This is a genomic window from Neisseria sp. P0021.S006, assembly GCF_051956895.1.
The window spans coordinates 1-4,850 of record NZ_JBQCWZ010000070.1 but is presented as its reverse complement, the minus strand read 5'-3'; the positions used below and the strand labels follow the sequence as shown (position 1 = coordinate 4,850).

The 4,850-nt window shown below is 48.8% G+C and carries 5 protein-coding genes; 3 read left to right on the top strand and 2 right to left on the bottom strand.

Annotated features, from left to right (window positions below):
- Positions 1-659, bottom strand: a 659-nt coding sequence (locus ACTHUM_RS10485; RefSeq protein WP_440402852.1) for an FAD-dependent oxidoreductase, incomplete at its 3' end; no start/stop codon positions are given.
- A gap of 125 nt (positions 660-784) precedes the next feature.
- Between ACTHUM_RS10485 and ACTHUM_RS10480 the strand changes: the two genes are divergently transcribed.
- Positions 785-1,375, top strand: coding sequence for a tyrosine-protein phosphatase (locus ACTHUM_RS10480; protein WP_440361280.1), 591 nt, complete (start codon positions 785-787; stop codon positions 1,373-1,375).
- Positions 1,376-1,448: 73 nt separating this feature from the next.
- Here the strand turns inward: ACTHUM_RS10480 and cysE are convergent, their stop codons facing one another.
- On the bottom strand, positions 1,449-2,267 hold the full coding sequence (gene cysE, locus ACTHUM_RS10475; RefSeq protein ID WP_004520667.1) for a serine O-acetyltransferase: 819 nt from the start codon (positions 2,265-2,267) through the stop codon (positions 1,449-1,451).
- Positions 2,268-2,417: 150 nt separating this feature from the next.
- On the opposite strand from cysE, the gene grpE reads away from it, so the two are divergent.
- Positions 2,418-2,978, top strand: coding sequence for a nucleotide exchange factor GrpE (gene grpE, locus ACTHUM_RS10470; RefSeq protein WP_440361281.1), 561 nt, complete (start codon positions 2,418-2,420; stop codon positions 2,976-2,978).
- Positions 2,979-3,282: 304 nt separating this feature from the next.
- A partial coding sequence (gene dnaK, locus ACTHUM_RS10465; RefSeq protein ID WP_440402851.1) for a molecular chaperone DnaK occupies positions 3,283-4,850 on the top strand: 1,568 nt, incomplete at its 3' end.

The window sequence follows — 4,850 nt, the reverse complement described above, 5'->3', positions numbered from 1 at the left end:
TCAAAATTCAAATGCAATACGCCGTCGCCGCCCCATACGTCGGAGTCGGGCAGCAAGTCTTCCAACAATCGGCGCGTGTAGCCGTAGCCTGTCAGCAGCAGCTCGGTTTGTTCGGTATCGTGTGGCGAGATTTTGGCATAGAGTAAGCCTTGGCGGTTGCCGCTGCCTGCCTGCGCCGCTTTGCCTGCCTCCAAAACCGTAACGCGTACGCCGTGCTCCGCCAGTTTGTGCGCGGTTGCTGCGCCGGCAATGCCTGCGCCGATAATCAGGACGTGTTCGGGCACGGCTTGATGTTCGGGCCGTCTGAACCAAGGTTTTAGAGGAATAGGGGCGGATTGGGATATGGCTTCGGTTTGCCATTCTATATGATGGAAATGTTCGTGTAAGCGGTCGGCGCGGTGTGGCGGAACCAGCCAGAGATGCACATCAGGCAAGAGGTTTTCTAAAACATTGACGCTGTTGAACTGAAGGCATTTCATGGCTTGAGCGAGACGATTGTTCAGACGGCCTTCAAGCTCGGAGGGAAGATTTGACAGCGGAAAATCGGGAATATGGTTTTCAGGCAGGCAGACAATCAAATAAAGCGGCGCGGTATGTTGTTCGATCGCGCGGCAAAGGGTAGCAAGGGAAGGCGTGGTGTTCCAAGCAAGGCAGGTCATGATGAAAGGCCGTCTGAAAAAAGAGGCTTTATTGTAACGCGGTTTGCGCGGATAGAATATCCGAACGGGTTTTGATAGAATCGCATGATATTTTGATTTCCAATTGATTTTCATACAGGAATTTTATGCGCCGTCTTTTATTGTGCCTTCTCGCTTCCGGCTTGCCCATCGCTTGCTCGTCCGCGCCGCCGGATAACGGCAACAAAGCCGTTCAGTCCGCACGTTGGGCAACGCCCGTCAAACACGATGCCAACCTTTATCGTATCGACGACAAGCTTTACCGCAGCGAGCAGCCTGTTGCCGAAGATGGCGAAGCCATCGTCAAGCTGGGCATTCAAAGCGTGATCAACTTGCGCTTTTTCGACCGCAACGATGACGACCATTTGAAAGAGCATGGTTTGACCTTGCTAAACCGTCCGTTGCTGTCATGGAGCATTAAGCCGAAAGAGATTGCGGAAATCCTATACCTGATTGAAAAACAACAGCAAAACGGCGCAGTGCTCATTCATTGTTATCATGGCGCAGACCGTACCGGTTTGATTGCCGGAATGTACCGCATCATCTATCAAGGCTGGTCGGTGGAGGAGGCAAAAGTCGAAATGCAACATGGGCCTTACGGTTATCACAGCATTTGGAAAAACATTGCCAACCTGTTTACCGAAGAGAAAGTCAAGCAGGTTAAAATGCATTTGGAAGCCTTGCGAAAACGTGGTTAACATCAAGATTTAAATGATAAAAGGCCGTCTGAAAGAACAAATCTTTCAGACGGCCTTTAAAATGGCAGATTGCTTAAATAACAAAATCCGTAGTCGATAATTGAATGCTTTGATCCATATCGGCAGACGGGGTTTTGGACGAGCGGCCAACCGGTTTGGCGGGTACGCCGACAACGGTAATCGAAGACGGCACATCGGCAACCACCACGCTGCCTGCGCCGATTTTGGCATTTTCGCCGATACGGATGTTGCCCAAAATCGAAGCGTTCGCACCAATCATCACGCCATTGCCGATTTTCGGGTGGCGGTCGCCGCTTTCTTTGCCCGAACCGCCCAGCGTTACGCCGTGGAGGATAGAAATATTGTTGCCCAAGACGGCGGTTTCGCCGGCCACAAAACCGGTGGCATGGTCGAGCATCAAACCGTGACCGAAACGGGCGGCAGGGTGAATGTCAACACCGAAGACTTCCGACATGCGGTTTTGCAGGAAATACGCCAGCGTTTTACGGCCGTTTTGATAGAGCCAGTGGTTGATGCGGTGTGCCTGTACGGCGTGGAAACCTTTGAAATACAACAGCGGCAGCGAATATTCATCACAAGCTGGGTCGCGCTCGTAAATGGCTTTTAAGTCGGCCTCGACACATTTGCTGATACGGGTGTCCACGCTCAAAGCCTGCTGATAGATTTCAAACAGCGCGCGCACGTCCATAATCGGGCTACCGAGCTTGCTGGAAAGATGGTAGGCAAGTACCGAATCGAGCGAATCGTGGCGCAACACGGTTTGATGCAGGAAGCTTGCCAGCATCGGTTCGGCCGCAGCGGCCGCTTCGGTTTCTTCGCGAATGGTGTGCCACAGATTAAAATCGGTTGAATTCAAATGGTCTTTTTTCATATTCGAGGCCGTCTGAAGAATAAAATCAGATGGCTATCTTACCGTTTTCCAACGTCTTTTAACAAGGCATTTGATAATCGGTATTCAAATGCTTGAAGTTTTTTCAGACGGCCTTATATATGAAACATCGAATATCAACACGCTAAAAGGATGTCAGAAATGACGGAGCATAACGAACAACATCAGCACGAAGCAGAAGAAGCGGCAGCCGTAGAAACTGCCGAAACCGTTGAAACCGAACAAGCAGAACCGACTTACGAAGAGCTTCAGGCGCGTGTCGCCGAGTTGGAAGGTCAGCTCAAAGACAGCGAGCTGCGCGGTTTGGCAAATGAGCAAAACCTGCGTCGCCGCCATCAGCAGGAAATCGCCGACACCCATAAATTCGCCGGACAAAAATTTGCAGCAGAAATGTTGCCGGTTAAAGATTATCTCGAAATGGCGCTGCTCGACCAAAGCGGTAATTTCGATGCGCTGAAAATGGGCGTGCAAATGACTTTGAACGAGCTGCAAAAAGCATTTGATGCCACACACATTAAAGAAATCGACCCACAGCCGGGTGACAAACTCGATCCGCACCAACATCAAGCGATGCAGGCAGTCGTCAGCGAGCAAGAGCCGAATACCATCGTCAGTGTGATGAAAAAAGGCTACACACTATCTGACCGCGTGCTGCGTCCTGCGATGGTTGTCGTGGCGAAAAAAGAAGATTGAAGGAACCGCTTGATAAAGTTTATCAAGCATAAAATCTTCAGACGGCCTTATCCGGTTTCAAATTCCGATGTTCCGCTATTGGAAAATCATTCCGATAAACCGGAATTGGAAAATTAAAGCCGGCCATCTGAAAAAAGAATAAACGGCTTGTGGATAAATAAATCAAGTACTTGAATTTAATTTAAAAAAAAATTCAAATTAAGCCTTGAAAAAAAATGAAGCAACCTTATTTACAAGCCATCGGAACGAAATGTTCCACAGGATTATTAATTTAGAAAAGTTTATTTATTAGGAGCAACATAATATGGCAAAAGTAATCGGTATTGACTTAGGTACAACCAACTCTTGTTTGGCTATTTCTGAAAACGGTCAAACCAAAGTGATCGAAAATGCAGAAGGTGCACGCACCACTCCTTCCGTTATCGCTTATTTGGACGGCGGCGAAATCCTCGTCGGTGCGCCTGCAAAACGCCAAGCGGTAACCAACGCTAAAAACACTATTTACGCCGCCAAACGTTTGATCGGCCACAAATTTGAAGACAAAGAAGTTCAACGCGACATCGAATCTATGCCTTTCGAAATCATCAAAGCCAGCAACGGCGACGCATGGGTGAAAGCGCAAGGTAAAGAGCTGTCTCCTCCTCAAATTTCCGCAGAAGTTTTGCGTAAAATGAAAGAAGCCGCTGAAGCTTACTTGGGCGAGAAAGTCACTGAAGCTGTGATTACCGTTCCTGCCTACTTCAACGACAGCCAACGTCAAGCGACTAAAGACGCAGGCCGTATCGCAGGTTTGGAAGTAAAACGTATCATTAACGAACCAACCGCTGCCGCTTTGGCATTCGGTATGGACAAAGGCGACAACAAAGACCGTAAAGTAGCCGTATATGACTTGGGTGGCGGTACTTTCGATATTTCCATCATCGAAATCGCCAACCTCGACGGCGACAAACAATTCGAAGTATTGGCAACCAACGGCGATACTTTCTTGGGCGGTGAAGACTTCGACCAACGCTTGATCGACTACATCATTGACGAGTTCAAAAAAGAACAAGGCATTGATTTGAAACAAGACGTAATGGCTCTGCAACGTCTGAAAGAAGCTGCTGAAAAAGCCAAAATCGAATTGTCCAGCGGTCAGCAAACTGAAATCAACCTGCCATACATCACTATGGATGCAACCGGTCCTAAACACTTGGCCATGAAAATTACCCGTGCCAAATTTGAAAGCCTGGTTGAAGACTTGATCCAACGTTCTATCGAGCCTTGTAAAATCGCATTGAAAGATGCCGGCTTGAGCACCAGCGACATCGACGACGTGATTTTGGTCGGCGGTCAAAGCCGTATGCCGAAAGTACAAGAAGCCGTTAAAGCCTTCTTCGGTAAAGAGCCTCGTAAAGACGTGAACCCTGACGAAGCTGTTGCCGTAGGTGCAGCGATTCAAGGCGAAGTATTGAGCGGCGGCCGTAGCGACGTATTGCTGCTGGACGTAACTCCTCTGTCTTTGGGTATCGAAACCATGGGCGGTGTGATGACCAAGCTGATTCAAAAGAACACTACTATTCCGACTAAAGCGTCTCAAGTGTTCTCTACTGCCGAAGACAACCAAAGCGCAGTAACCATCCATGTACTGCAAGGAGAACGCGAACGCGCTTCTGCCAACAAATCTTTGGGTCAGTTCAACTTGACCGATATCGCACCTGCACCACGCGGTATGCCGCAAATTGAAGTTACTTTCGACATTGACGCCAACGGTATCTTGCACGTTTCTGCCAAAGACAAAGGCACCGGCAAAGCGGCCAACATTACCATCCAAGGTTCTTCAGGTTTGAGCGAAGAAGAAATCGAACGCATGGTGAAAGATGCCGAAGCCAA

Excerpts from the sequence above, each read along its gene's own strand:
- ACTHUM_RS10480 (WP_440361280.1), top strand. The coding sequence starts at position 785 with ATGCGCCGTCTTTTATTGTGCCTTCTCGCTTCCGGCTTGCCCATCGCT.
- cysE (WP_004520667.1), bottom strand. The coding sequence starts at position 2,267 with ATGAAAAAAGACCATTTGAATTCAACCGATTTTAATCTGTGGCACACC.
- grpE (WP_440361281.1), top strand. The coding sequence starts at position 2,418 with ATGTCAGAAATGACGGAGCATAACGAACAACATCAGCACGAAGCAGAA.